Annotated in this window: 21 protein-coding genes; 16 read left to right on the forward strand and 5 right to left on the reverse strand. The window is 68.2% G+C overall.

Translation table 11 applies throughout. From position 1 onward, the window contains the following. Window positions 1-342: 342 nt before the first annotated feature. The 13 genes from nrdH to AC0VX2_RS05075 all read left to right on the forward strand — a co-directional run bounded on the left by nrdH (window position 343) and on the right by AC0VX2_RS05075 (window position 16,258). The gene (nrdH, locus tag AC0VX2_RS05015; protein ID WP_036313172.1) at window positions 343-588 is read left to right on the forward strand and encodes a glutaredoxin-like protein NrdH; all 246 of its coding nucleotides are present in this window, start codon (window positions 343-345) and stop codon (window positions 586-588) included. Window positions 589-599: 11 nt separating this feature from the next. After that, window positions 600-1,067, forward strand: a complete 468-nt coding sequence (gene nrdI, locus AC0VX2_RS05020; RefSeq protein WP_004167610.1) for a class Ib ribonucleoside-diphosphate reductase assembly flavoprotein NrdI — start codon at window positions 600-602, stop codon at window positions 1,065-1,067. A gap of 47 nt (window positions 1,068-1,114) precedes the next feature. Beyond that, window positions 1,115-3,241 carry a class 1b ribonucleoside-diphosphate reductase subunit alpha gene (gene nrdE / locus AC0VX2_RS05025; protein WP_180537555.1) on the forward strand — a complete coding sequence of 709 codons (2,127 nt, stop codon included), beginning with the start codon at window positions 1,115-1,117 and terminating at the stop codon, window positions 3,239-3,241. A gap of 145 nt (window positions 3,242-3,386) precedes the next feature. Further along, the gene (locus AC0VX2_RS05030; RefSeq protein WP_136939771.1) at window positions 3,387-3,938 is read left to right on the forward strand and encodes an antibiotic biosynthesis monooxygenase; all 552 of its coding nucleotides are present in this window, start codon (window positions 3,387-3,389) and stop codon (window positions 3,936-3,938) included. Between the two features lie 46 nt (window positions 3,939-3,984). Continuing rightward, window positions 3,985-4,470, forward strand: coding sequence for a hypothetical protein (locus AC0VX2_RS05035; RefSeq protein WP_136939770.1), 486 nt, complete (start codon window positions 3,985-3,987; stop codon window positions 4,468-4,470). Between the two features lie 83 nt (window positions 4,471-4,553). Next, window positions 4,554-9,425 carry a DEAD/DEAH box helicase gene (locus AC0VX2_RS05040; protein ID WP_240756357.1) on the forward strand — a complete coding sequence of 1,624 codons (4,872 nt, stop codon included), beginning with the start codon at window positions 4,554-4,556 and terminating at the stop codon, window positions 9,423-9,425. Next, complete coding sequence (locus AC0VX2_RS05045; RefSeq protein ID WP_136939769.1) at window positions 9,425-10,174, forward strand: hypothetical protein; 750 nt, start codon at window positions 9,425-9,427, stop codon at window positions 10,172-10,174. Before AC0VX2_RS05040 ends, AC0VX2_RS05045 begins: the two co-directional genes overlap by 1 nt. Before the next feature lie 192 nt (window positions 10,175-10,366). Next, window positions 10,367-11,350 (forward strand): class 1b ribonucleoside-diphosphate reductase subunit beta, encoded by a 984-nt coding sequence (nrdF, locus tag AC0VX2_RS05050; protein ID WP_205810588.1) that lies wholly within the window; start codon window positions 10,367-10,369, stop codon window positions 11,348-11,350. A 508-nt stretch (window positions 11,351-11,858) separates the two neighbouring features. After that, window positions 11,859-12,764, forward strand: a complete 906-nt coding sequence (locus AC0VX2_RS05055; RefSeq protein WP_126859781.1) for a MetQ/NlpA family ABC transporter substrate-binding protein — start codon at window positions 11,859-11,861, stop codon at window positions 12,762-12,764. 3 nt (window positions 12,765-12,767) lie between these two features. Beyond that, window positions 12,768-13,862, forward strand: coding sequence for a methionine ABC transporter ATP-binding protein (locus tag AC0VX2_RS05060; protein WP_101967795.1), 1,095 nt, complete (start codon window positions 12,768-12,770; stop codon window positions 13,860-13,862). Beyond that, the gene (locus AC0VX2_RS05065; RefSeq protein ID WP_020628077.1) at window positions 13,859-14,536 is read left to right on the forward strand and encodes a methionine ABC transporter permease; all 678 of its coding nucleotides are present in this window, start codon (window positions 13,859-13,861) and stop codon (window positions 14,534-14,536) included. Before AC0VX2_RS05060 ends, AC0VX2_RS05065 begins: the two co-directional genes overlap by 4 nt. Before the next feature lie 88 nt (window positions 14,537-14,624). Then, a complete protein-coding gene (locus AC0VX2_RS05070; protein ID WP_020628076.1) occupies window positions 14,625-15,491 on the forward strand; it encodes a thioesterase family protein in 867 nt (288 codons plus the stop codon). Continuing rightward, a complete protein-coding gene (locus AC0VX2_RS05075) occupies window positions 15,488-16,258 on the forward strand; it encodes a lipoate--protein ligase family protein (protein WP_043282499.1) in 771 nt (256 codons plus the stop codon). Before AC0VX2_RS05070 ends, AC0VX2_RS05075 begins: the two co-directional genes overlap by 4 nt. Before the next feature lie 31 nt (window positions 16,259-16,289). Here the strand turns inward: AC0VX2_RS05075 and AC0VX2_RS05080 are convergent, their stop codons facing one another. The 3 genes from AC0VX2_RS05080 to AC0VX2_RS05090 are packed head-to-tail and all read right to left on the reverse strand — an operon-like array spanning window position 16,290 to window position 18,693. Next, window positions 16,290-16,910: a uridine kinase family protein gene (locus AC0VX2_RS05080; RefSeq protein WP_020628074.1), complete on the reverse strand. Its 621-nt coding sequence runs from the start codon at window positions 16,908-16,910 to the stop codon at window positions 16,290-16,292. A gap of 32 nt (window positions 16,911-16,942) precedes the next feature. Next, complete coding sequence (locus AC0VX2_RS05085; protein ID WP_004167600.1) at window positions 16,943-17,599, reverse strand: MBL fold metallo-hydrolase; 657 nt, start codon at window positions 17,597-17,599, stop codon at window positions 16,943-16,945. Beyond that, window positions 17,599-18,693 (reverse strand): S-(hydroxymethyl)mycothiol dehydrogenase, encoded by a 1,095-nt coding sequence (locus AC0VX2_RS05090; protein ID WP_101965606.1) that lies wholly within the window; start codon window positions 18,691-18,693, stop codon window positions 17,599-17,601. Before AC0VX2_RS05090 ends, AC0VX2_RS05085 begins: the two co-directional genes overlap by 1 nt. 313 nt (window positions 18,694-19,006) lie before the next feature. Here AC0VX2_RS05090 and AC0VX2_RS05095 point away from each other — a divergent pair, with 313 nt between their 5' ends. The 3 genes from AC0VX2_RS05095 to AC0VX2_RS05105 all read left to right on the forward strand — a co-directional run bounded on the left by AC0VX2_RS05095 (window position 19,007) and on the right by AC0VX2_RS05105 (window position 21,065). Beyond that, a complete protein-coding gene (locus tag AC0VX2_RS05095) occupies window positions 19,007-19,159 on the forward strand; it encodes a hypothetical protein (protein WP_225348462.1) in 153 nt (50 codons plus the stop codon). Window position 19,160: 1 nt separating this feature from the next. Next, the gene (locus AC0VX2_RS05100; protein ID WP_101965487.1) at window positions 19,161-19,982 is read left to right on the forward strand and encodes an SOS response-associated peptidase; all 822 of its coding nucleotides are present in this window, start codon (window positions 19,161-19,163) and stop codon (window positions 19,980-19,982) included. A gap of 213 nt (window positions 19,983-20,195) precedes the next feature. Beyond that, window positions 20,196-21,065: a hypothetical protein gene (locus AC0VX2_RS05105; protein WP_396728922.1), complete on the forward strand. Its 870-nt coding sequence runs from the start codon at window positions 20,196-20,198 to the stop codon at window positions 21,063-21,065. Here AC0VX2_RS05105 and AC0VX2_RS05110 read toward each other — a convergent pair. Both AC0VX2_RS05110 and AC0VX2_RS05115 read right to left on the reverse strand, forming a co-directional pair. After that, complete coding sequence (locus tag AC0VX2_RS05110; RefSeq protein ID WP_004167595.1) at window positions 20,980-21,450, reverse strand: PKD domain-containing protein; 471 nt, start codon at window positions 21,448-21,450, stop codon at window positions 20,980-20,982. The genes AC0VX2_RS05105 and AC0VX2_RS05110 overlap by 86 nt on opposite strands. A gap of 473 nt (window positions 21,451-21,923) precedes the next feature. Continuing rightward, window positions 21,924-22,649 carry a DUF6318 family protein gene (locus AC0VX2_RS05115; protein WP_101965486.1) on the reverse strand — a complete coding sequence of 242 codons (726 nt, stop codon included), beginning with the start codon at window positions 22,647-22,649 and terminating at the stop codon, window positions 21,924-21,926. Window positions 22,650-22,976: the final 327 nt, after the last annotated feature.

Raw genomic sequence — 22,976 nt, forward strand, 5'->3', positions numbered from 1 at the left:
TCCGCGGGGGCCGGACACGCCGCTCGCGGACGTGGCGAACCCGACTTTCCGGCTGTGGGAACCCGGCCCCGAGATCTCCACCGGCTGTGGACAGTCGACCTCGGTCCCGGCGTGTCCCGCATGTCCGCGCGGATCGTCTCGCACAGCAGGGTGTGGACAGGATGGGCAGAGGGTGGGGATACGTAACTACAGCGGTGTGACTACTACATGTAGGGATGGTTCCCGGCTGTGATCACTAGATGTAGTATCGACGCAGATGTTCGGCACGCCCCGTGATTCACCTCGCGGGCGCCGCGCCGACACCCGCAGACCACCAGAGACCACGAAGGAACAGGGATCGCCATGACCGTCACCGTGTACACCAAGCCGGCCTGCGTGCAGTGCAACGCCACCTACCGTGCACTGGACAAGAAGGGCATCGCCTACGAGGTCGTGGACATGTCCCAGGACCCCGCCGCCCTCGAGCGCGTCCGTGCCCTCGGCTTCATGCAGGCCCCCGTCGTCGTCACCGAGACCGACTCCTGGTCCGGCTTCCGCCCGGACAAGATCGCCGAGCTCGCCGAGTCCGCCGCGGCATCGGTGGCCTGACCGGAGTCGACATGACCGTCGCCGCGGACCCGAGCCACATCCGCTCGGCCGAGGCGCAGGGGCTCGTCCCCACCGACGCGGGACTGATCTACTTCTCCTCCGCCTCCAACTACACGCACCGCTTCGTCGAGAAGCTCGAGCTGCCCGAGGACCGGGTGGCTCGACTGCCGTTGATCACCCGGGAGCCCACCCTCGGGGCCACCGCCCCGTACGTCCTGATGACCCCCACCTACGGCGGGGGCAGCGGGCCGGGCGCGGTCCCGAAGCAGGTGATCAAGTTCCTCAACGTCCCGGAGAACCGTCACTGGATTCGGGGTGTGATCGCGTCCGGGAACACCAACTTCCATGAGGGCTACTGCCTGGCCGGCTACATCATCTCCCGCAAGTGCCAGGTGCCCCTCATGTACAAATTCGAGCTGATGGGCACGCCCGACGACGTCGAACGCGTCCGCGGCGGCCTGGAAGGACTGTGGACATGACCACCACCGCACCCACCGAGGCGGACCTCATCCGCCAGGCGAAGAACATGCCCGCCGAGTGGCAGAACCTCGGCTACCACGAGCTCAACGCCATGCTGAACCTCTACGGCGCCGACGGTCGCATCCAGTTCGAGGCCGACCACGCGGCCGCGCGCCAGTACTTCCTGCAGCACGTCAACACCAACACGGTGTTCTTCCACGACCTGGAGGAGAAGCTCGACTACCTGCAGAAGAACGACTACTACGAGACCGAGACGTTCGAGCAGTACCCCTTCGAGTTCATCCGGGGCCTGTTCGATCGTGCCTACAAGGCCAAGTTCCGCTTCCCGACCTTCCTCGGCGCGTTCAAGTTCTACACCTCGTACGCCCTGAAGACCTTCGACGGCAAGCGCTACCTCGAGCGCTACGAGGACCGCGTCGCCGTCGTCGCCCTCCACCTGGCCCGGGGCGACCAGGAGCTGGCCACCCATCTGGTGGACGAGATGATCGCCGGCCGCTTCCAGCCAGCCACCCCCACGTTCCTCAACTCGGGCAAGAAGCAGCGCGGCGAGCTCGTCTCCTGCTTCCTGCTGCGCATCGAGGACAACATGGAGTCGATCGCCCGCGGCATCAACTCCGCCCTGCAGCTGTCCAAGCGCGGCGGCGGGGTGGCCCTCTCGCTGACCAACATCCGCGAGCACGGCGCGCCCATCAAGCAGATCGAGAACCAGTCCTCCGGCGTCATCCCCGTGATGAAGCTCCTCGAGGACTCCTTCTCCTACGCCAACCAGCTCGGCGCGCGCCAGGGCGCCGGCGCGGTGTACCTCAACGCGCACCACCCGGACATCCACCGCTTCCTCGACACCAAGCGCGAGAACGCGGACGAGAAGATCCGCATCAAGACCCTCTCCCTCGGCGTCGTGATCCCGGACATCACGTTCCAGCTGGCGAAGAAGAACGAGGACATGTACCTGTTCTCGCCGTACGACGTCGAGCGCGTCTACGGGGTGCCGTTCTCCGAGATCTCCGTGACCGAGAAGTACTACGAGATGGTCGACGACGCGCGGATCAAGAAGACCAAGATCAACGCGCGCGAGTTCTTCCAGACCATCGCCGAGATCCAGTTCGAGTCCGGCTACCCGTACGTCGTGTTCGAGGACACCGTGAACGCCGCGAACCCGATCAAGGGCCGCATCACCATGTCCAACCTGTGCTCCGAGATCCTGCAGGTCTCCGAGGCCTCCGAGTACAACGAGGACCTGAGCTACGCCCACGTGGGCCAGGACATCTCCTGCAACCTCGGCTCGATGAACATCGCCAAGACCATGGACTCGCCGGACTTCGGCCGGTCCGTGGAGACCGCGATCCGTGCGCTGACGGCCGTGTCGGTCATGTCCGACATCCAGTCGGTGCCGTCCATCGCCAAGGGCAACGCCGCCTCCCACGCCATCGGCCTGGGGCAGATGAACCTCCACGGCTACCTGGCGCGCGAGCGCGTCCACTACGGCTCGGAGGAGGGCATCGACTTCACGAACATGTACTTCTACGCGGTGCTGTTCCACGCGCTGCGGGCCTCGAACCGGATCGCCATCGAGACCGGCCAGCGGTTCGGCGGGTTCGAGGACTCGAAGTACGCCTCCGGAGAGTTCTTCGACAAGTACACGGATCAGGAGTGGGCGCCCGCCACCGAGCGCGTCGCCGAGCTGTTCGCCGAGGCCGGCATCGCCCTGCCCACGCAGGACGACTGGCGTGAGCTGAAGGCCTCCGTCATGGAGCACGGCATCTTCAACCGCAACCTGCAGGCCGTCCCGCCCACGGGCTCGATCTCCTACATCAACAACTCGACCTCCTCGATCCACCCGGTGGCCTCGAAGATCGAGATCCGCAAGGAGGGCAAGCTCGGCCGCGTCTACTACCCGGCGCCGTACCTCACCAACGAGAACCTCGAGTACTACGAGGACGCGTACGAGATCGGCTACGAGAAGATCATCGACACGTACGCCGCGGCGACGCAGCACGTGGACCAGGGTCTGTCCCTGACGCTGTTCTTCAAGGACACGGCCACCACCCGTGACCTGAACCGCGCGCAGATCTACGCGTGGACGAAGGGCATCAAGACGATCTACTACATCCGCCTGCGCCAGCTCGCGCTGGAGGGCACCGAGGTCGAGGGCTGCGTCAGCTGCATGCTCTGACAGCCAACCCTTCGAGGCGGGAAATCCCGCGTATTCCGCGCTTCTGAGCGCGGGTGCGCTCGATTTCCCGCCTCGAAGTGGGGCGGCGCGCCTGGTCGGGGAGGGCGGGCAGGCCTGGGCGGCCCCCGCCCCGTATCCTCCTGGCATGAGCACGGTGACCAAGCAGATCGCCCGGCACATGGCGCCCGGGGCCGCTCCGCGGATCCGCGACTGGGTGCGCGCGGGGCAGGACGTCATGCTCGGCTTCGACGGCTACCTCGGCTCCGGGCTGGTGCGCCTGGAGCGGGACTCGCACGTGTGGCACATGGTGTACCGGTTCGCCGACGACGCCACGTGCCGCGCGTGGGAGGAGTCGCCTGAGCGGGCGGCCTGGGCGGCGCAGATGGCCGGCCAGGTGGTGTCCGAGCAGGTCAGTGCGCGGACCGGGCTCGAGGGCTGGTTCGACCCGGCGGAGCTCGCCGACCCCGTCACCCCGCCCCGGTGGAAGCAGATGATCGTGATCTTCTCCGGGTTCTTCCCTATGAGCCTGCTCGGCCAGTGGCTGCTGTCCCACGTCCTGCCGGCAGACGTGCCCCTGCCGCTGCGGGTGCTCGCGAACGTCGTGCTGGTGATGCCGTTCATGGTCTACCTCGTGCTGCCCGCCCTCACCCGCTGGGCCGACCCCTGGCTGCGCCGCGGCCTCAAGCGCACGAACTGACGGGAGGCTCGGCGCTCAGGGTCCGGTGCAGGCCAGAATGGTGATCATGAGCAGTCCAACACAGTCCTGGGCCCGCCGGAAGCGCGGGGCACAGCATGCAACGGATGATGACGTCGCGCCCGGCGACTTCACGACCCGAGCCTTCGCCACCATTCTCGGCACCCTCACGGAGCGCACGCCGATCGCGCAGGACTACGAGGATCGTCACGGGCAGCGACGGAACGTCTGGTACTCGTCGCAGCGGCAGCACATGGTCCGGTGGTTCAGCACGCAGTCGACCAACGGATCCGGCGCGTACACCCGTGGGACGCCCAACACCTCCGCGCGGCGCGCGTACAACCGGCTCCTGTGCAGCGAGGCGATCCTCTGGACCGCCGAGGCCCTCGGGGCAGACGAGGCCACCGTGAGGGAAGCCGCCGCCGCGGCCGCAGCGGAGTCTGACCACCGACGTCGGTGCGGCAAGATCCGCGCCGTCTTGCCGTGGGACATGATCGTCGGCCTGGCCGCGCAGCCGGAGGGCTGGCGCCGCTGAGCCGCGGATACGCCGGCCGCCCTGTGAGGCACCCCCGCGAGCCGCATTCCACTCCCCGGCGGCCCCGGGTCACAATGGTCCGCATGACCATCTCGACGCCGGACGCCGCATCCTCGACAGACCCCTCCGCCATGGACCAGGCGGACCCTGGGAGTGAGTCCCGCGTCGGTTTCGACGAGGTGCTTGATCGTCTCTGGCTCTCGGAGCTCTCCCGCCAGGAACAGGGCCGTCGCTTCGAGCGGCTGGCCAAGCGCTTCCTTGAGGTGGAGCCGAAGTTCGCGGACCAGTTCTCGGAAGTGTGGCTGTGGAACGAATGGCCCGGCCGGGCGAATAGGCCAGACAACGGTATCGACATCGTCGCGAAGGATCGCTACACCGGTGAACTCACCGGCGTCCAGGTGAAGTTCTTCGATCCGGAGAAGAAGCTGCAGAAGGGCAGCATTGACTCATTCTTCACCGAGCTGGGCAAGGTGGACTTCGCCCACGGCATGGTGATTGACACGGCGCTCGAGTGGTCCTCGTCGGCGGAAGCCGCGCGAGCGGGCCAGTCCAAGGACGTCACCAGGGTGGGGATCCAGACGCTGGTGGACTCGGCCATCGACTGGTCCGACTTCACGTTCGAGCGTCCGGAGGAGCTGACTCAGCGCCCACGCAAGGAGCCCCGTCGCTACCAGCGGGAGGCGATCGACGACGTCGTGGCCGGGTTCGAGACCAAGGACCGTGGCCGCCTGATCATGGCGTGCGGTACGGGCAAGACGTTCACGTCGCTGAAGCTGGTGGAGCGGATGGTGCCGGTGGGCGGCACGGTGCTGTTCCTGGTGCCGTCGATCGCGCTGCTGCAGCAGACGCTGAATGAGTGGACGGCCAATGCGGACGTACCGCTGCGCCCGTTCGCCGTGTGTTCGGACGCTTCTGTGGGGCGGCGCCGGGCCAGTGAGGACATCGCTGCCTCGGACCTGGGTTTCCCGGCCAGCACGGACCCGGCGAAGCTCGCGGCCCGCGCGGCCGTCTCCACCGGGGACGAGGCTGTGACGGTGGTCTTCTCCACGTACCAGTCCATCGACGTGGTCCGGCAGGCCCAGGACCTCGGCCTCGCTGAATTCGACCTGGTCGTCTGCGATGAAGCCCACCGCACCACGGGTGTGACCGAGCAGGGCCAGGACGGCTCGGCGTTCACTATGGTCCATGACGCCGCGAAGATCCGGGCGGCCAAGCGCCTGTACATGACGGCTACCCCGCGCATCTACGTGCAGGAGGCCAAGGCGAAGGCCGCGCAGGACCAGGTCACCGTCTACTCGATGGACGATGAGTCCATCTACGGCCCGGAGTTCCACCGGCTGGGTTTCGGCAAGGCGGTGGAGCAGGGCCACCTGACGGACTACAAGGTGCTGATCCTCGCGGTGGACACCAACGCGATCGGCGCCTCGTTCCAGCAGATGCTCGCGGACACCGAAGGCCTGGACCTGGACGACGCCGCGCGGATCGTGGGCTGTTGGAATGGGCTGGCCAAGCGAGGGGTGGACGGCGGCCGGCTGGATGAGGTGGATGCCGCGCCGATGCGCCGCGCGGTGGCGTTCGCACGGAACATCAAGGAGTCGAAGCAGCTGGCCCTCCAGTTCGAGCAGGTGAGCCGTCAGCTGGCCACCTCCACGGACCCCATGACCCCGGACCTGAGGGTGGAGGCCTCCCACGTAGACGGCACGTTCCCCATGGCGCAGCGGGTGCGGGAGCTGAACTGGCTGAAGCAATCGGCGGGGGAGAACACGGTGCGGGTCCTCTCCAACGCCAAGTGCCTCTCGGAGGGCGTGGATGTCCCCACCCTGGACGCGGTGCTGTTCCTGAGCCCGCGGAACTCGCAGGTGGACGTGGTGCAGTCCGTGGGGCGGGTCATGCGGAAAGCAGACGGGAAGAGGACCGGCTACATCATCCTGCCCATCGCGGTGGACGCATCGGCAGACCCGGAGTCCGCGCTGAACGATTCGAAGGCGTACAAGGTGGTGTGGGATGTGCTGCAGGCGCTGCGCGCCCACGATGACCGCTTCGAGGCGATGGTCAACCAGATCGCGCTGGGCCGGTCCGTGGAGGACCGGGTGCAGGTGATCGGCATCGGCTCGGGGGACGCCGCGGAGGACGACGGCGCTCCCGGCTCGGGCGAGGACACGTCCGTTCGGGGCACGCGTCAGGCGCTGTTCGCCATGCAGGACGCTCAGCAGTGGAAGGACGCCATCTACGCGCGTCTGGTGCGCAAGGTGGGGGATCGGCGCTACTGGGAGGACTGGGCCAAGGACGTCAAGGACATCGCGGACCGGCACATCATCCGCATCCGCGGCATCCTGAACGGCCCTGACCGTGAACCTCGCCGGAAGTTCGCCTTGTTCCTCGAGGGCCTGCGCGGCAACCTCAACGACGCGATCACGGAGCAGGACGCGATCGAGATGCTCTCCCAGCACCTGATCACCAAGCCGGTGTTCGAGGCGCTGTTCGAGGACTACTCCTTCGCCGCGCACAACCCCGTCTCCCAGGTGATGGACGCCATGGCGCAGGTGCTGGACTCGTACAACCTGGAGACCGAGGTGGACTCCTTGGAGGACTTCTACCGGGGTGTGCGGATGCGGGCCGAGGGCATCGAGACGGCCGAGGGCAAGCAGAAGATCATCACCGAGCTCTATGAGCGTTTCTTCAAGCTGGCGTTCCCGCGGACGGCGGAGTCCCTGGGCATCGTGTACACGCCGGTGCAGGTGGTGGACTTCATCCTCCGTGCGGTGGACGAGGCCCTGCAGGAGAACTTCGGGGCGTCGATCTCCGACGAGGGCGTGCACGTGCTGGACCCCTTCACCGGCACCGGCACGTTCATCGTGCGCCTGCTGCAGTCGGGGCTGATCCGCCCGGAGGACCTGCTGCGCAAGTACACCCAGGAGCTGCACGCCAACGAGTTGCTGCTCATGGCCTACTACATCGCCGCGATCAACATCGAGGCCACGTTCCACGGCCTCATGGCCGACCAGGCCTGGGCCGCGGGCGAAGACGCCGCGGCGGTGGGCTACGAGCCGTTCGACGGCATCGTGCTGACGGACACCTTCCAGATGACGGAGGACGGCGACAAGCTCGACGAGGTGGTGTTCCGCTCCAACAACGCCCGCGTCCAGGTGCAGAATGACCTGGACATCCGGGTGATCATCGGCAACCCGCCGTACTCGGTGGGGCAGACCTCCGGCAACGATGACAACGCCAACCTGAGCTACCCGACGCTCGATGCCTCCATCCGGGACAGCTACGCGAAGCTCTCGACGGCCCAGAACAAGAACTCCCTCTACGACTCCTACATCCGTGCGATCCGCTGGGGCTCGAACCGCCTGCTGACGTCCGACCAGGGCGGCGTGCTCTGCTACGTGTCCAACGGCGGGTATATCGACGGGAACACCGCGGACGGCCTGCGGAAGACCCTCTACGCAGAGTTCCACGAGATCTACGTGTACAACCTGCGGGGGAACACACGGACGTCTGGGGAGAGAGCTCGTCGCGAAGGTGGACAGATCTTTGGCCCGGGCAGTAGGGCAACCGTGGCCGTGCTCCTGCTGGTGAGGCGGCCGGGTGCCGTCGACCATGCCCGCCTGCACTACAAGGACATCGGCGACTACCTGGACCGGAAGACCAAGCTGGATCTGGTGGATCAGGCGACGCTGGGGTCATTGGACTGGCAGAAGATCACCCCGAACACCGAGGGCGATTGGATCAACCAGCGCGACGACCGTTTCCAGACCTTCCATCCGCTGTCCATGAAGGACGGGCGGGATGCGATCTTCGTGTCGAACGGCCGAGGCCTCGAAACCGGACGCGATGCCTGGGTTTACTCCGACTCAACAGAATCGCTTCATGAGAAAGTGAAACGTATTTCCGATTACTTCAATGCTGGCATAGAAACTGGTCAACGCGATATGGACCCCAGCCACGTTAGCTGGAGCTCGTCACTCGTTGCGCGTCACGAGGCGGGCCAGAAGATCTGCGTCAAACCGATTCGGTTCCACCCGGCGTCGTATCGCCCATTCAACAAGCGTTACGTCATAGCAAATCTCGATTTGATCCACCGCCCGGCCGCTATGCGACGATTTTTTCCGGATGAGAATTCGAAAAACGTAGGTTTTTATATGGTGGGTCCTGGTAGCGATAAGGGGTTCAGTGTTTTGGCGACGGACGCTCTGCCGGATCTCGCCTATTGGGGATCTGGACAGGGTCAGTTCTTTCCTCGCTACACCCACGTCGAGTCTGAGGGTGACTTGTTTGCCGAAGCCGCGATGACAACCTCGGGCAGTGCGGCCTACACGCGAGTGGACAACATCACGGACGCCACCCTGGCGTCCTACCGTGCCAAATACGGCGAGGCGGTGGCCAAGGACGACATCTTCTACTACGTCTACGGCGTGCTGCACTCGCCCGATTACCGGGAGAGGTTCGCAGCGGACCTGAGGAAGATGCTGCCCCGCATCCCGCAGGTGCCGTCGTCGGACTTCCGGGCGTTCTCCGATGTAGGCCGGGCACTCTCCGAGTTGCATATCGGCTACGAGTCCGTGGAGCCCTACTCGCTGCAGGAGCACTGGGCCATCGATCCGGAGGCGCTCAACGAGGTCGAGCGCTACCGCGTCACCCAGATGAAGTACGGCGGCAAGGCTGGCGCGTGGGACAAGACCACCGTGAAGTACAACGGCTACCTCACCCTGACCGGGCTGCCGGAAGAGGCCCAGCGGTACACGCTCGGCTCCCGGTCTGCCGTGGACTGGATCCTCGAGCGCTACCAGGTGAAGACGGACAAGGCTTCGGGTATCGTCAATGACCCGAATGACTGGGGTCTCGAGCACGGCGACCCTCGCTACATCCGCGATCTCCTCGGCCGCATCGTGACGGTAAGCGTGGAGACCATGAAGATCGTCGATGCACTGCCGACGCTGGAGGTGGAGTGATGGGACGCTGGGAGCCGGAGATTCCGGATGGGTTGCGTTTAGGAAATGCCAGGAATGGCGGCGGGGCCAAGACCGGTCACCTTTTCGACGATCAAGGGAAACTCCGCGGTCATGCGGCATGGCGGTGGGTCGAGGACGGGCCGACGGGCGGGGCCTCCAGCCACCGCATTGGCGGCCAGGCCGCCCAGGAGTGGGAGGCGCTCCTTGTGCTGGCAGCTGGTGCGCTCGTGCGTGTCGGCATCCGTTATGCCCTACCCGCCGTTGGGCGTTGGGCAGGCGCAGTCGCCGTTCCCAAGGCTCGAGCACTCTGGGCCCGTTTGACGCGGACCGAACGACTGCAGCAGGTCCGGCAGGTGCAGGTTGTTGCAGCCATGTCACCTCAGGCCTTCCGCCGGTCTGTGGAACACACACTCCAAGCCATCCGGGATGACCCGAGTGGGCAGGCGGCCCGTGCGAATCTTGTCAGCGTTTTCATGCTCGGCCTCGCCCTGCGCGATCGGATGGCGACAGCGGATGCTGCCGGTGCCGACAAGACCGATGCCTCAGTGGTGCGTCGCGACGAGTGGGAAAAGGCAGTGGCCCGACTCCAATCGGACGACGTGACACGGATCGTGGCTGACGCGCTCCGGGCCCCTGGAAAGGCTTCGGATCCTGAATCCATCCGGCGCATGATCGACGCGCCGATGGCGCATGCCCAGCTCGAACGAGCACTCACCGTCGCCAGCATGGCGGAGCGCGGCGAGGGTTAGAACCTGGGGACGTGTCGGACCGGCATCGGTCCAGCGGGGTGGAAGCGACTTCGCGCCAGGGTGGCCGACCACACCCTCGCCTCCATGGCCCCAGCGGCACCCAGCGCCTAGACTGTCCGGGACCCGCGCCCCGATGACCGTGCTCCCGTGAGCCCCCGGAATCCGCGGATTCTCAACGAATTCTTCTGAAGGATGTGCCCTGCCGTGACCGAGACCCAGCAGTCCCACCTCGTCGAGGCGATCAACTGGAACCGCATTCAGGACGAGAAGGACGTGGAGGTGTGGAACCGCCTCGTCAACAACTTCTGGCTGCCGGAGAAGGTGCCGCTGTCCAACGACGTCCAGTCCTGGTCCCACCTCACGGATGAGGAGCGGCTGCTCTCCATGCGCGTGTTCACGGGCCTGACGCTGCTGGACACGATCCAGGGCACCGTGGGCGCCGTCTCCCTCATCCCGGACGCCATGACCCCGCACGAGGAGGCCGTCCTCACGAACATCGCGTTCATGGAGTCGGTGCACGCGAAGTCGTACTCCTCGATCTTCTCCACGCTGGCCTCCACCCCGGAGATCGACGAGGCGTTCCGCTGGTCCCGTGAGAACCGGAACCTGCAGGCCAAGGCCGGCCTGATCGTGGAGCGCTATGACGGCCAGGACCCGTACAAGAAGAAGATCGCCTCCACCCTGCTCGAGTCCTTCCTCTTCTACTCGGGCTTCTACTGGCCCATGTACCTCTCCGCGCACGCCCGTCTCACCAACACCGCCGACCTGATCCGCCTGATCATCCGCGACGAGGCCGTGCACGGGTACTACATCGGCTACAAGTACCAGCGGAGCATCGAGACTCTGCCGGAGGAGAAGCGGGAGGAGCTCAAGGCGTTCACCTTCGAGCTGCTGTTCGAGCTGTACGAGAACGAAGTCGAGTACACCCATGACCTCTACGACGCCGTCGGCCTGGCCGAGGACGTGAAGAAGTTCCTGCACTACAACGCGAACAAGGCGCTGATGAACCTGGGCTACGAGCCCATGTTCCCGGCCGAGACCACGAACGTGAACCCCGCCATCCTCTCCGCACTCTCCCCGAACTCGGACGAGAACCACGACTTCTTCTCCGGATCCGGCTCCTCCTACGTGATCGGCAAGGCCGAGAACACCGAGGACGAGGACTGGGACTTCTGATCCCGTCCGCCTGAGCCCCGTCCCGACGACGGCCGGTCGCCTCCCCGCGGAGGCGCCCGGCCGTCGTCGTCCCGCGAGAGGCATCACACGTCGGCCCCGGGCCCCGCAGTATGACGCTGCGCGTCACCGCCCTGCCCGATGGAGCGCACACGCTGCGATAGGCTTGGGCCCAGCTTCAGGAGAAGCGGCTGTGGACCCCGCCTCGGCGGGTCCACGTGGTCCCACGACGAGCCGCTCGCCAACCCCATGTTCACGGGTGGCAACGGACCGAGAAGCGGCCCGCCTCCGCTGCGTGCAGACCCCTCGAGGGGAGCCCGCGGTGACTGGGGGACGGGCAAGAGCAGCGTTCGAAAGGATCCCGGCCTCCGGCTCGGGGCGTCTCTCGCCCCCCGCCCGCCGTGCTGTGCCCCGCGGGGAATCACCCACCGCACGGCCCACCCCGCACCGTTCCGCACCCGCCGTGCCCACCCGCGCCGGCGACGTCGCACCGTCCTCCAAGGAGAACCCCATGACGACCCCCTCGAACATCTCCCGCCGCTCCTTCGCCGGCCTGTCCTTGGCCGCCGTCGGCGCGTTCGCCCTGACCGCCTGCAACTCGCAGGCCGAGAAGAAGGGCGACGACGGCGCCCAGACCGTGCGCATCGGCGTCGTGTCCGAGAACGAGACGCACCGCGCCCTGGTGAAGCTCGCCAAGGAGAAGCACGGCATCGACGTCGAGATCCGCAACTTCACCGAGTACACGCAGCCGAACCCGGCGCTGGACAACGGCGACATCGACATGAACTGGTTCCAGCACATCGCCTACCTGGCCGACTACAACCAGGCCTCCGGCAAGGACCTGACGCTGATCGGGACCACCGAGATCATCCCGCTGCCCCTGTACTCCAAGAAGTACAAAGACGTCTCCGAGTTCAAGAAGGGCGACACCGTCGCCATCCCGAACGACACCGTGAACCAGGCCCGCGCCATCAACGTGCTCGTCGCCGCCGGCCTGTTGAAGCTGTCCAACGAGACCATCCGCCCGGAGCCGAAGGACATCGACGAGGCCGCCTCCACCGTGAAGGTCCAGACCGTGGCCGCCCAGCAGACCGTGAACGCGCTCGAGTCCGTCCAGGGCTCGGTCATCAACAACACGTTCTCGGCCGACGCCGGCATCGACACGAACACCGCCCTGTTCAAGGACGACCCCAAGGCCGACTCCGCCAAGCCGTTCGTCAACGGCTTCGCCGTGCGTCGCGAGGACCGCGACAACGAGACCTACAAGAAGATCGCGGCCCTGTACCACGAGCAGGCCGTGCTGGATGAGTCCGCGAAGCTCTCCTCCGGCACCAGCGTGCCGGTGCAGCTCGACGCCGCCCAGATCGACGAGACCCTGAAGCAGTACCAGGACGCGATCGCGAAGCAGGGCGCCTGATCCATGGCAGGTTCCCGTACATCCAACCGTGACGCGGTCACCCCGGGGCGCCCCTCTGCGGGCGCCCCGGGGGAGCCGGTCATCGTCTTCGACCACGTCAGCCGCGTCTTCGGGGGCAAGAAGGGTGCCGGGGTGAAGGCCGTGGACGACGTCTCGCTCACCGTGAACCGCGGCGAGGTCTTCGGCGTCATCGGCTTCTCCGGCGCTGGCAAGTCCACCCTGATCCGCATGATCAACGGGCTGGAGAAGCCGACGTCGGGCACCGTCACGGTGCTGGGCCAGCAGGTCTCCCACCTCTCCGAAGCGAAGCTGCGTCCGCTGCGCACCCGCATCGGCATGGTGTTCCAGCAGTTCAACCTGCTGACCTCCCGCACGGTGGCCGGGAACATCGAGTTCGCCCTGGACACGGCCGGCTGGCCGCGGTCCACGCGCCGCGCTCGCGTGGCGGAGCTGCTCGAGTTCGTCGGCCTGGCGGACAAGGCCAAGCACTACCCGGAGCAGCTCTCGGGCGGCCAGAAGCAGCGCGTCGGCATCGCCCGCGCCCTGGCCGCCGAGCCGGAGATCCTGCTCGCGGACGAGGCCACCAGCGCCCTGGATCCCTCGACGACGCACGAGGTGCTCTCCGTGCTGCGCCGCGTCAACGAGGAGCTTGGGGTCACGATCGTGGCCATCACCCACGAGATGGAGGTCATCCGCTCGATCGCCGACCGCGTCGCCGTGATGGACACCGGCCGCGTGGTGGAGACCGGCAAGGTCTACGACCTCTTCTCCCGGCCCGCCCACTCCGCCGACGCCGCGTCCTTCGTGGCCACGGCGCTCAAGGACCGGCCGAACGCCGACGAGGTGGCCCGCATCCGGGCACGCACCGAGGGTCGGCTGATCATGGTCTCGCTCAAGGACTCCGCCGCGGTCTCGGCCGTGCTCGGCACCGCATCGACGCGCGGCGTGGGCTTCGAGATCGTCCACGGCGGCATGTCCGCCACCAAAGACTCCGCGTACGGCCTGCTCACCGTGGCGCTCACGGGCGAGGCCGCCGCGGTGGACGCGTTCGTCGCGGAGCTGGCCGGCGCCGGGGACGTGCAGGAGGTGCACCAGTGATCGAACGATTCCAGAACCTCGACTGGGGGTACTACGGCCCCGAGCTGCTGACCGCCGTGGGGGACACCCTCTACATGGTCGGCTGGGCCTTCATCCTCGGCGGCATCCTCGGCCTGCTGATCGGGCTCGTCCTCTACACCACGCGCCCGGGCGGCATCTTCGCCAACCGTGCCGTCTACCTGGTCACGAACTTCGTCGTGAACCTGATCCGGCCCATCCCGTTCGTCATCCTCATCGCCGCCCTGCAGCCGCTGACCATCGCGGTGCTCGGCAGCGGCATCGGCAACACCGCCGTGGTGTTCTGCATGATCTGGGCGTCCACGTTCGGGATCGCCCGCATCGTGGAGCAGAACCTCGTCTCCCTCGACCCCGGCGTGATCGAGGCCGCCCGCGCGATGGGCGCCTCCCGCATGCGGATCGTGCGCACCGTGGTGCTGCCCGAGGCCCTCGGCCCGCTGATCCTCGGCTTCACGTTCGTGATCATCTCCCTCGTGGACATGTCCGCGATGGCGGGCATCATCGGCGGCGGCGGCGTCGGCAACTTCGCCATCGTGGAGGGCTACAACCGGTTCCGCCCGGAGGTCACCTGGCTGGCCGTGATCGTGGTGATCGTGTTCGTCCAGGCGCTGCAGCTGATCGGCAACGGCATCGCCCGCAAGGTCATGCGCCGCTGAACCCCGGCTGGGCCCACGCCAAGATGGCCGGTGACATCCCCGCGGGGAGGTCACCGGCCGTCGTCGTCGTTCTGGCAGACTTCGGCCCATGACCGACATCACCTCCACCCCCGCGACCTCCGTCGCCGACGATCCCCTGGCCTTCTACGTCCGCCTCGACGAGCCCACCGTGGACGCCGACGGCGTCCGGACCTCCCGCGTGCGCTCCACCGTGCACGCCCAGGGCGCATGGCGGGAAGAGGAGATGCACATGGCCGCCGTCTCGGGTCTGCTGCTGCACGAGGTCGCCGCGCACGAGACCACCCCCGGGCTGCGGGTGGGACGGCTCTCCTACGACATCCTGGGCACGCTCTGGTCGGGCGAGCTCGAGGTGGTCACGCGCACCCTGCGTCCGGGCCGCACCATCGAGCTCGTCGAGTCCGTGCTCCACGCCCGGGGCCGCACCGTGCTGACCCTGCGCGCCTGGCTGCTGTCCACCTCGGACACCTCCGCCGTCGCCCAGCTGCCGGACGAGCCCCTCCCGCCGCGCTCGCAGGCGCAGTCGCACAACGCGCTCCACGGATGGGGAGGCGGGTACATCGCCTCCCTCGACGGCGTCGTCCTGCCCGGCCACGGGCCGGGCCACGGCCGGGTGTGGCTCACCACGGACCGCGAGATGGTGGCGGGGGAGAGCACGAGCGACCTGGTGCGCCTGATCAGCCTCACCGATGCGGCCAACGGGATCGCCCCCGCCCTGCCGGCGAAGCCGGGCGGGTGGTTCTTCCCCAACGTGGACCTGCAGATCCACCTGTACCGCGAGCCCACCGGCCACTGGCTCGGCCTCGCGGGGCAGGTCACGGTGGGCCCGGACGGCGTGGGCCTGACCAGCACCGTCCTCCACGACGACGACGGCCCCTTCGCCCACGTCGAGCAGACCCTCACCCTGCGCTCCTGGCCGGTCGAGGGCGGCCTGTGAGCCCAGCTCCCCGGCTGCGCTGGGCCGTGCAGGAGCGGACCCTCGGGGCCGCTGAAGACCTCGACTGGGCCATGGGCGAGCTGGCCGTCTTCCGCGCCGCCGCGGCCGAGGGAAGGGCCCTCGACGATCTGATCCGCGTCTACGTGCCCGAACCGACGGTCGCGTTCGGCCAGCGCGACGCGCGGCTGCCCGGTTTCGCGGCCGCGGCTGCGGCGGCCCGGGCCCACGGCTTCGCGCCGGCGGTGCGCCGGGCCGGCGGGCGGGCGGCGGCCTACCATCACGGCTGCCTGGTGGTGGACCACCTGAGCCAGCAGGAGGACGCGGCACTCACCCAGCAGGCCCGGTTCGCCGAGTTCGCCGACCTGTTCGTGCGGGCGTTCGCGCGCATGGACGTGCCCGCCTCCGTGGGCGAGATCCCGGGGGAGTACTGCCCGGGTGAGTTCTCCGTGCAGGGTCCTGCGCCGACCTACCCGGTGAAGCTGGCCGGCTCCGCGCAGCGCGTGGTGAAGGGGGCGTTCCTGTTCTCCACCCACGTGGTGGTGTCCGACCCCGCCCCGCTGCGGGCCGTGCTCGTCGACGTCTACCGGGAGCTCGGCCTGGACATGGACCCCCGCACGGCGGGCGCGGCCGAGGACGTGCGCCCCGGGGTGAGCGTCCCCGCGTTCGCCGTGGCCCTGCGGGAGGAGTACACGGCGTGGGCCGCCGCCGCCGGGCTCGAGGTCGTGGACGAGCAGCTCGCCGTCCTCACCGCGGGCACCGCCGGCTGAGGGCACGGGCGGCCCGGCTGCGGGCGGCCCGTCAGGCCGTGAGATCCGCGATGATCTCCCGCTTGCGTCGCGGGGTGAAGCCGGCCGCCACGGCCGCCGCCCGGCGCGCCGCGTCCGTCCGGTACAGGGACCAGCCCCGCTGCACGAGGAACGGCACCGGCTTGCGGCGTTCGGCGACGTCGCGCACGAACCGGCGGGCCGCCGTCGTGGTCCGCGCCTGGTCGATGTACCAGGCCGCGTAGCGGACCCTGGCCCGGTCCAGGGCGGCGGGCATGCGCTCAGCGAAGATGCCCTCCGCCACGATCACCCCGCCCGGCTCGAGCGCGACGGTGCTGTGCCCGCGGACGGAGGACGTGGAGATGTCGTAGTCGGGCACGCGCGTGGCGCCCTCCTCGAGCAGTTCGACGACGGCGTCCACGGCCGCCTGCTCATCCCACGTTCCGGGGTGGTCCCAGTCGATCTCACCGTAGGGGGTGCGCGGGAACACGGGGCCGGGCCCGCCCGCGGCGCCGTCGTCGGACTGCGGACGGTAGAACGCATCGAGCGAGAGGTGGGGCCGGCCGTGCCGCCGGGCCAGGTAGGACTTGCCGGAGCCCGACGCGCCGCCGAGCAGGATCACGGAGGGAGGGGGCGAGGCGGGGAGGATGGTCACGGGGGACCATTCTTCCCCACCTCGGCGCGTCCTCAGTGGCCGCGGTCGATCCACTCCTGCAGGTGCGGCTTCTCCGTGCCGATCGTGGTGGAGTCGCCGTGGCCGGTGTGGACCACGGTGGCCTCCGGCAGCGGGAACAGGCGCTCGCGGATGGACTCGATGATCGTGTCGAAGTCCGAGTACGAGCGGCCGGTGGCGCCGGGCCCGCCCTGGAACAGGGTGTCGCCGGAGAACACGACGCCGGTCGGGGCGCCGTCGTCGCCGGCCTCGCCCAGGGCGGGGGCGTACAGGCAGACCGAGCCGGGGGAGTGCCCGGGGGTGTGCAGCACCCGCAGCTCGACGCCGGCCACGCGCAGGACGTCGCCCTCGGCGAGCGCGCCGTCGGGCTCCTCGTCGGGGAAGACGTCGTCCCAGAGCATGCGGTCTGCGGGGTGGAGCAGCACGGGGGCGTCCACCATCTGGCGGAACTCCTGGACCTGGCGGATGTGGTCGTCGTGGCCGTGGGTGAGGACGATGGCCAGCACCTGGCGGCCGTTCACCTTCTTCCAGACGGCCGAGGCGTCATGGGCCGGGTCGATGACGACGCACTGCTCCGCGCCGCCGACGATCCACACGTTGTTGTCCACGTCGAACGTCTCCCCGTCCAGGGAGAACGTGCCGGAGGTGACCAGGTGATCGATGCGCGCCATCAGAGCACCACCACCGAGCGCAGGACGTCGCCGGACTTCATCGTCTCGAAGGCCTCGTTCACCTCGTCCAGGGCGATGGTTTCCGTGACGAACTCGTCCAGCGGCAGGCGGCCCAGGCGGTACTGGTCCACGAGCATGGGGAAGTCGCGCTCCGGCAGGCAGTCGCCGTACCACGAGGACTTCAGCGCGCCGCCGCGGCCGAACACCTCCGGCAGGGGCAGCTTCAGCTCCATGCCGGGGGTGGGCACGCCCACCAGGACGACGCGGCCGGCCAGGTCCCGGGCGTAGAACGCCTGCTCGTAGGTCTCCGGGCGGCCGACCGCCTCGATGACCACGTCGGCGCCGAAGCCGCCGGTCGCCGCGCGGATGGCCTCCACGGGGTCCTCGTCCTTCGAGTTCACGGTGTGGGTGGCGCCGAGCTCCTTGGCCTTGGCGAGCTTCTTGGCGTCGATGTCCACCGCGATGATCGTGGTGGCGCCGGCGAGCTTCGCCCCGGCGATCGCGGCCACGCCGACGCCGCCGCAGCCGATCACGGCCACGGACTCGCCGCGCTTGACCTCGCCGGTGTTGATGGCCGCGCCGATGCCGGCCATGATCCCGCAGCCGAGCAGGCCGACCGCGGCCTGTTCCTCGGGAGTGTCGACGCCGTCGACCTGGGTGCACTGCTTGGCGTGGACGAGCGTCTTGTCCGCGAACGCCCCGATGCCCAGGGCCGGGGACAGCTCCGTGCCGTCCTCGAGGGTCATCTTCTGGGTCGCGTTGTGGGTGTTGAAGCAGTACTTCGGTTCGCCCTTGCGGCACGCGCGGCACTCGCCGCACACGGCGCGCCAGTTGAGGATCACGGTGTCGCCGACCTTGACGTGGTCGACGCCCTCGCCGATCGCGGAGACCACACCCGTGGCCTCGTGGCCGAGCAGGTACGGGTACTCGTCGCCGATCCCGCCCTGCTGGTAGTGCAGATCCGTGTGGCAGACGCCGCAGGTCTTGATGTCGACGACGGCCTCGCCGGGTCCCGGATCGGGGATGACGATGGTCTCGATGGTGACGGGGGCGTCCTTCGCCATGGCGACGACGCCGCGGACCTTCTGGGACACGTTGTTCCTCCTGGTGGTGGGGATCTGCCCGATGCCGCGCATGCGTGGGGCGGCGCGACGTGCGGGCTCGTTCTGCCCATCCCATCACAGGTGTCTGTGCGACGCATCGGTGAGCAGCCGGGGGGCCTGGTGTGTGGTGTCGCCGCGGCGGCCGGGGGAGACTGCAACTTGAGCCGCAACATCGATGTGAACGGAGGGGCGAACCGTGGCACGACATGGCAGAGACGAAGACGAGGCCCACGAGGCTCCAGCCGGGGCTCCGGCCGGTGCCCGGAACGGCACCGGGGCGCTCGCTCAGTGGCGCATCCCACTGGTGGGGCTGCTGATCGGCGTCGGCCTGGGGGTGGTGTTCGGACTGGGCACCGAGAGGCCCTGGGGCACTGTGCTCGGCTGCGCGATGATGGGCTTCGCCCTCGGCATCGCGTGGATGTATGTCGAGCGTGGCCGGGACGGGAGGGACCGCTGACGTGTGCGGCCGCTACGTGATGGCCCGCGCCACGAGCGACCTGGTGGCCCTGGGCGATGCCGAGACGAATGAGGAGCTGGTGCTGCGCCAGAGCTGGAACGTGGCGCCGACAGCCGAGGTGCCGATCCTCGTGGCGCACGCGGACGACGGCGGTGCCGGGGTGACCCGGCGGATCCACGTGGCCCGCTGGGGCCTGGTGCCGCCGTGGGCGAAGGGGCTGTCCGTGGGGTCCCGTGCGTTCAACGCGCGCTCGGAGACCGTGGCCTCCAAGCCGACGTTCCGGGCCGCCGTCCGCGCCCGCCGCTGCGCCGTACCGGCGGAGGGCTACTACGAGTGGAAGACGCCGGAGCCTGGCGCCGAGGGTCCCGACGGGCGGGCCGCGAAGAAGCAGCCCTACTACGTGCACCCGGCCGGGGCCGGGGACGGCGAGGGGCCGGTCATCTGGTTCGCCGGCCTGTACGAGTGGTGGCAGGACCCCGAGGCGAAGGCCGCGGGGGAGGACGCCTGGGTCCTCTCGACGACGATCCTCACCATGGCCGCGCCCGACGCGGACGACGACGATCCGGTGCTCGCCGCACTCGGCCAGCTGCACGACCGGCTGCCCGTGCCCATGGACGCCGAGACGATGGACCGGTGGCTCACCCCGGACACGCTCGGGTCCGCCGAAGAAGCCGACGCCCTCGTGGGCCAGGTGTGCGCCCGCGCGTACGACGTCGCGGCGGGCTGGTCGCTGCGGCCCGTGGAGGGCGCCGTGGGGAACGTCCGGAACAACGGGCCGGAGTTGATCCAGGAGATGAGAGAGCAGCAGGGCACGCTGCTCTGAGGGACGGGGCGACGACGGTGATCGGCCCGTGAGACGCGGGAGCGCGGTGCCGCGGCATCGTGATCGGATCGAGACGGATCCGAGACCGTTCTGAACTCCCCCTGAGAATGGGCTCTGCGTAGCGTGGGTGTCACCGGGCCGGTATGAGCGCCGCATCTTTCGGAGGGGTGCCACGGCGAGGCCGGAGACGGCCATCTCCTGTTCGCCCTGTCCGTGGACGGCACCCCGGTGGCCGCCGCCCTCTACGATGAGGCCGCCGGCACTCCGGAGGGCAACAGAGGCCCCTCTGCCGGGCTCGTCTACGCGTGGGGGGAGCACAGCCTGGCCGACCCCGTGTTCGGGGACAACCCCGAGTGGTTCTTCACGCTGGAGCACGCCGAGTCGGGCGTGCTGCTGCCGTTCCGGTCCGAAGGCCTGGGCGACGACGCGGCGGTCGCGGAACTCTCGTGGGGTCCGCGCTGGGGTGCCCTCTGGCGCGACACCACGGTGGACTCCTTCACCGGGTTTCACTACCTCGCCGACGCGACATACCCGACCGACGACCGCCTCGTCCTCGACTGGTCGCTGGACGGGATGACCAAGAGTGAGGACGTCATCATCACCCAGGACGCGGCGCGGTCCGACGTCTTCGCGCTCGTCGAGTTGCTCGCGGACGGGCAGAAGCCTTGGGCCCTGAACGTGCCGGCGGGGGAGGACGCCCCGTCTCCCGGCGAGGCGGACCCGGTGCCGCCCGCCGAGCAGGAGCCCGTCGACACTCCGGCTCCCGTGGCCGGGGAGGAACCGGGGGAGGGAACGGGCGGGGAGGAGACCCACACGACCCCGGACACGGTCGAGACCGGGCGTGAGGTTCGGCGGGCGCGCTCGGAGCGCTCGCGGGCCTCGGCGCGGGACTCGTGCTCATGGCCCGGGGGCGGGTGCGCCGGGTCTGACACACCCGGCCGACGAGGGGGCCGCGGGGCGGTGGACGGGAGACCGTCGGCCGCCCCGCGGTCTGTGCTCAGCCGGCCGGAGCGGATTCGATGGGGCCGGTGCAGCCCCAGGCTGAGGAGTCGACGCTGCAGTCATCGGCGACATTGCGGGTGATGGTGCGCCAGATATTCGCGGTGACAGGGGCCGAGTCGAGGCTGATGGTGCCCGGGATGAGCACCCACTCGCCCCCGGCCTCCCGGTATTCGCCGATGTACACGGTGGTGAGGCGGACCGTGTACTGCCCGGTGTCCTCGTACACGTGGCTCGTGGGGGTGGGGACGTTGAACTCCGGCTGGCTCTGGCCTGCGACCGAGGTGGTCTTGGTGGGGGACCCATCCCCGTAATCCCAGTGGAAGCTCACCGGCGTGGCGCGGAGTTCGACCTCGACCCCGTTGAGGGTGGTGACGAGCGTGCGCGTCTCGGCGTCTGCGTAGAAGTTCGTCTCCGCATTGCGGATCCCGCGTCCGCCATTGTCCGACCGGATCTCAGGCTCCAGCACGAGGAGCGTGCGGACCTCGTCGATGGAGACGGGCGGGGCGCCGTTGCTGGAGGCCTTGGCCGTCCAACATTTGGGGGCGCCATAGACGGGATTCGCATCAGGTTGACGGGTGTCTATGGTCTGCGCCCGGATCCATGAACCCTCGGGGCAGAAGTTGTCCTCCTGCTCTCGGCAGCTCTCGAAATCCGGATTGCCCAGCTGCCCTGAGAAGCATGCACTGACCGTCTTGTGCTCTAGGTGGGAGTCTCTGCCAGAGTCTCGACTCCTGCTCCCCGCGGTCACAGCACTTTTGCGATCAGGCCTTTTTTCATTACGACAGTGAGACGTTCCATTAAAAGAGTCTGATCGAGCGGAATAATTGATATTCGTTGATTTGCAGGTGGCGGAGGAAGGCGAAGTGACAGCCCAGGCGCCTGTCGCTCCGACACTAGCTAGCGTGATAGCCGCTGCCATAGCAATCAGTGTCTGGTGCTTCATTGAGACGGGTCTCCACCCTCGTAGGTCATTTCATCAATCACCCAGCGGCCGTTGTTGGTGTCGTAGGAGACCTCTACTAGCCAGGGCTGCTTCGACGCATGTGCGACTCGGGCGTCCTCTGGAATGGAGCCATCACTGGAATACCCGGTCCCGTCTTCAGTTGTGATGAGCAACGTCGAGATGTACCCGTTCTCCGACTGTGCAGTGAGCATCGAGTCAATTCGAGGTTCCGTGCCGGTGTACCAGCCACCATCCTTATAAATTCCATCAATGCTGTCGCTACGGACCGAACAGAACTCGCAATACTCGCTGTAGAGAGAGTCGAGGAGTTCCGTGTCTCCGGTCTGCTCGGCGTAGTAGTGCGCGTCCCAGAAATAGCGAATCGCCGCCTCGGCGCCCTCCTTGGTCTCTTCCTTCATGGCGGCGGGCATCTCTGGCTTGGGCACGTTCCGCGCGGGGCCGTCAGCAGACGCGGGCACGTATTCGCCGGACTCGCTCGTTGTGGCCGTGGGGGATGAGCTGACGCCCGCGGTCTCGCTCGTGCTCGCTGGCGCGGACGCCTCGACGGCGGGCTTGGCGGACGAGGGTGACGTCGTCGACGACTCGGCGGGCTCGGACTGCCCGCCGCAGGCGGTCAGCGTGAGCGCCAAGGCCACGCTGAGCGTGCCGGCCTGGGCGAATCGGTGGCGGCGCAGGGCGCGCCCGGGTGCGGTGAGAGACATTTCCCCTCCAACTGGATGTCCGTCGTGTGTCCGCGCCTCCCGCGCTGATCCCGCAGTGCGGTGCCCGTGGCAGGCGAGGCCCGGTTGGTTCGGAGTATACGCAGGCGGATTGTGGTCCTGCTCGCATTGTCCACAGGACCGTGCCGGCGCACTTCTTCCGGCCCAAGAGACGATTTTCTCGTGCATGTGCGCCCCAGGGTCGGGTCGAGGTCCGCGGCCAGGACTCGGTCCCTCCCATCCCGGGGGCGATGCGTCCTTAACGTGTCCGGCGGGCGCCCTACCTTCGCACACATCGCATTCGAACACGTGTTCGAGTACGATCGGGGG

The sequence above is a fragment of the Micrococcus sp. iso_239 genome (assembly GCF_056173395.1).

Coding starts and splice junctions, on each gene's coding strand:
- AC0VX2_RS05055 (WP_126859781.1), top strand. CDS start 11,859: ATGACGACCCCCTCGAACATCTCCCGCCGCTCCTTCGCCGGCCTGTCC.
- nrdH (WP_036313172.1), top strand. CDS start 343: ATGACCGTCACCGTGTACACCAAGCCGGCCTGCGTGCAGTGCAACGCC.
- AC0VX2_RS05030 (WP_136939771.1), top strand. CDS start 3,387: ATGAGCACGGTGACCAAGCAGATCGCCCGGCACATGGCGCCCGGGGCC.
- nrdE (WP_180537555.1), top strand. CDS start 1,115: ATGCCCGCCGAGTGGCAGAACCTCGGCTACCACGAGCTCAACGCCATG.
- AC0VX2_RS05045 (WP_136939769.1), top strand. CDS start 9,425: ATGGGACGCTGGGAGCCGGAGATTCCGGATGGGTTGCGTTTAGGAAAT.
- nrdF (WP_205810588.1), top strand. CDS start 10,367: ATGTGCCCTGCCGTGACCGAGACCCAGCAGTCCCACCTCGTCGAGGCG.
- nrdI (WP_004167610.1), top strand. CDS start 600: ATGACCGTCGCCGCGGACCCGAGCCACATCCGCTCGGCCGAGGCGCAG.
- AC0VX2_RS05115 (WP_101965486.1), bottom strand. CDS start 22,649: ATGTCTCTCACCGCACCCGGGCGCGCCCTGCGCCGCCACCGATTCGCC.
- AC0VX2_RS05070 (WP_020628076.1), top strand. CDS start 14,625: ATGACCGACATCACCTCCACCCCCGCGACCTCCGTCGCCGACGATCCC.
- AC0VX2_RS05085 (WP_004167600.1), bottom strand. CDS start 17,599: ATGGCGCGCATCGATCACCTGGTCACCTCCGGCACGTTCTCCCTGGAC.
- AC0VX2_RS05035 (WP_136939770.1), top strand. CDS start 3,985: ATGAGCAGTCCAACACAGTCCTGGGCCCGCCGGAAGCGCGGGGCACAG.
- AC0VX2_RS05040 (WP_240756357.1), top strand. CDS start 4,554: ATGACCATCTCGACGCCGGACGCCGCATCCTCGACAGACCCCTCCGCC.
- AC0VX2_RS05060 (WP_101967795.1), top strand. CDS start 12,768: ATGGCAGGTTCCCGTACATCCAACCGTGACGCGGTCACCCCGGGGCGC.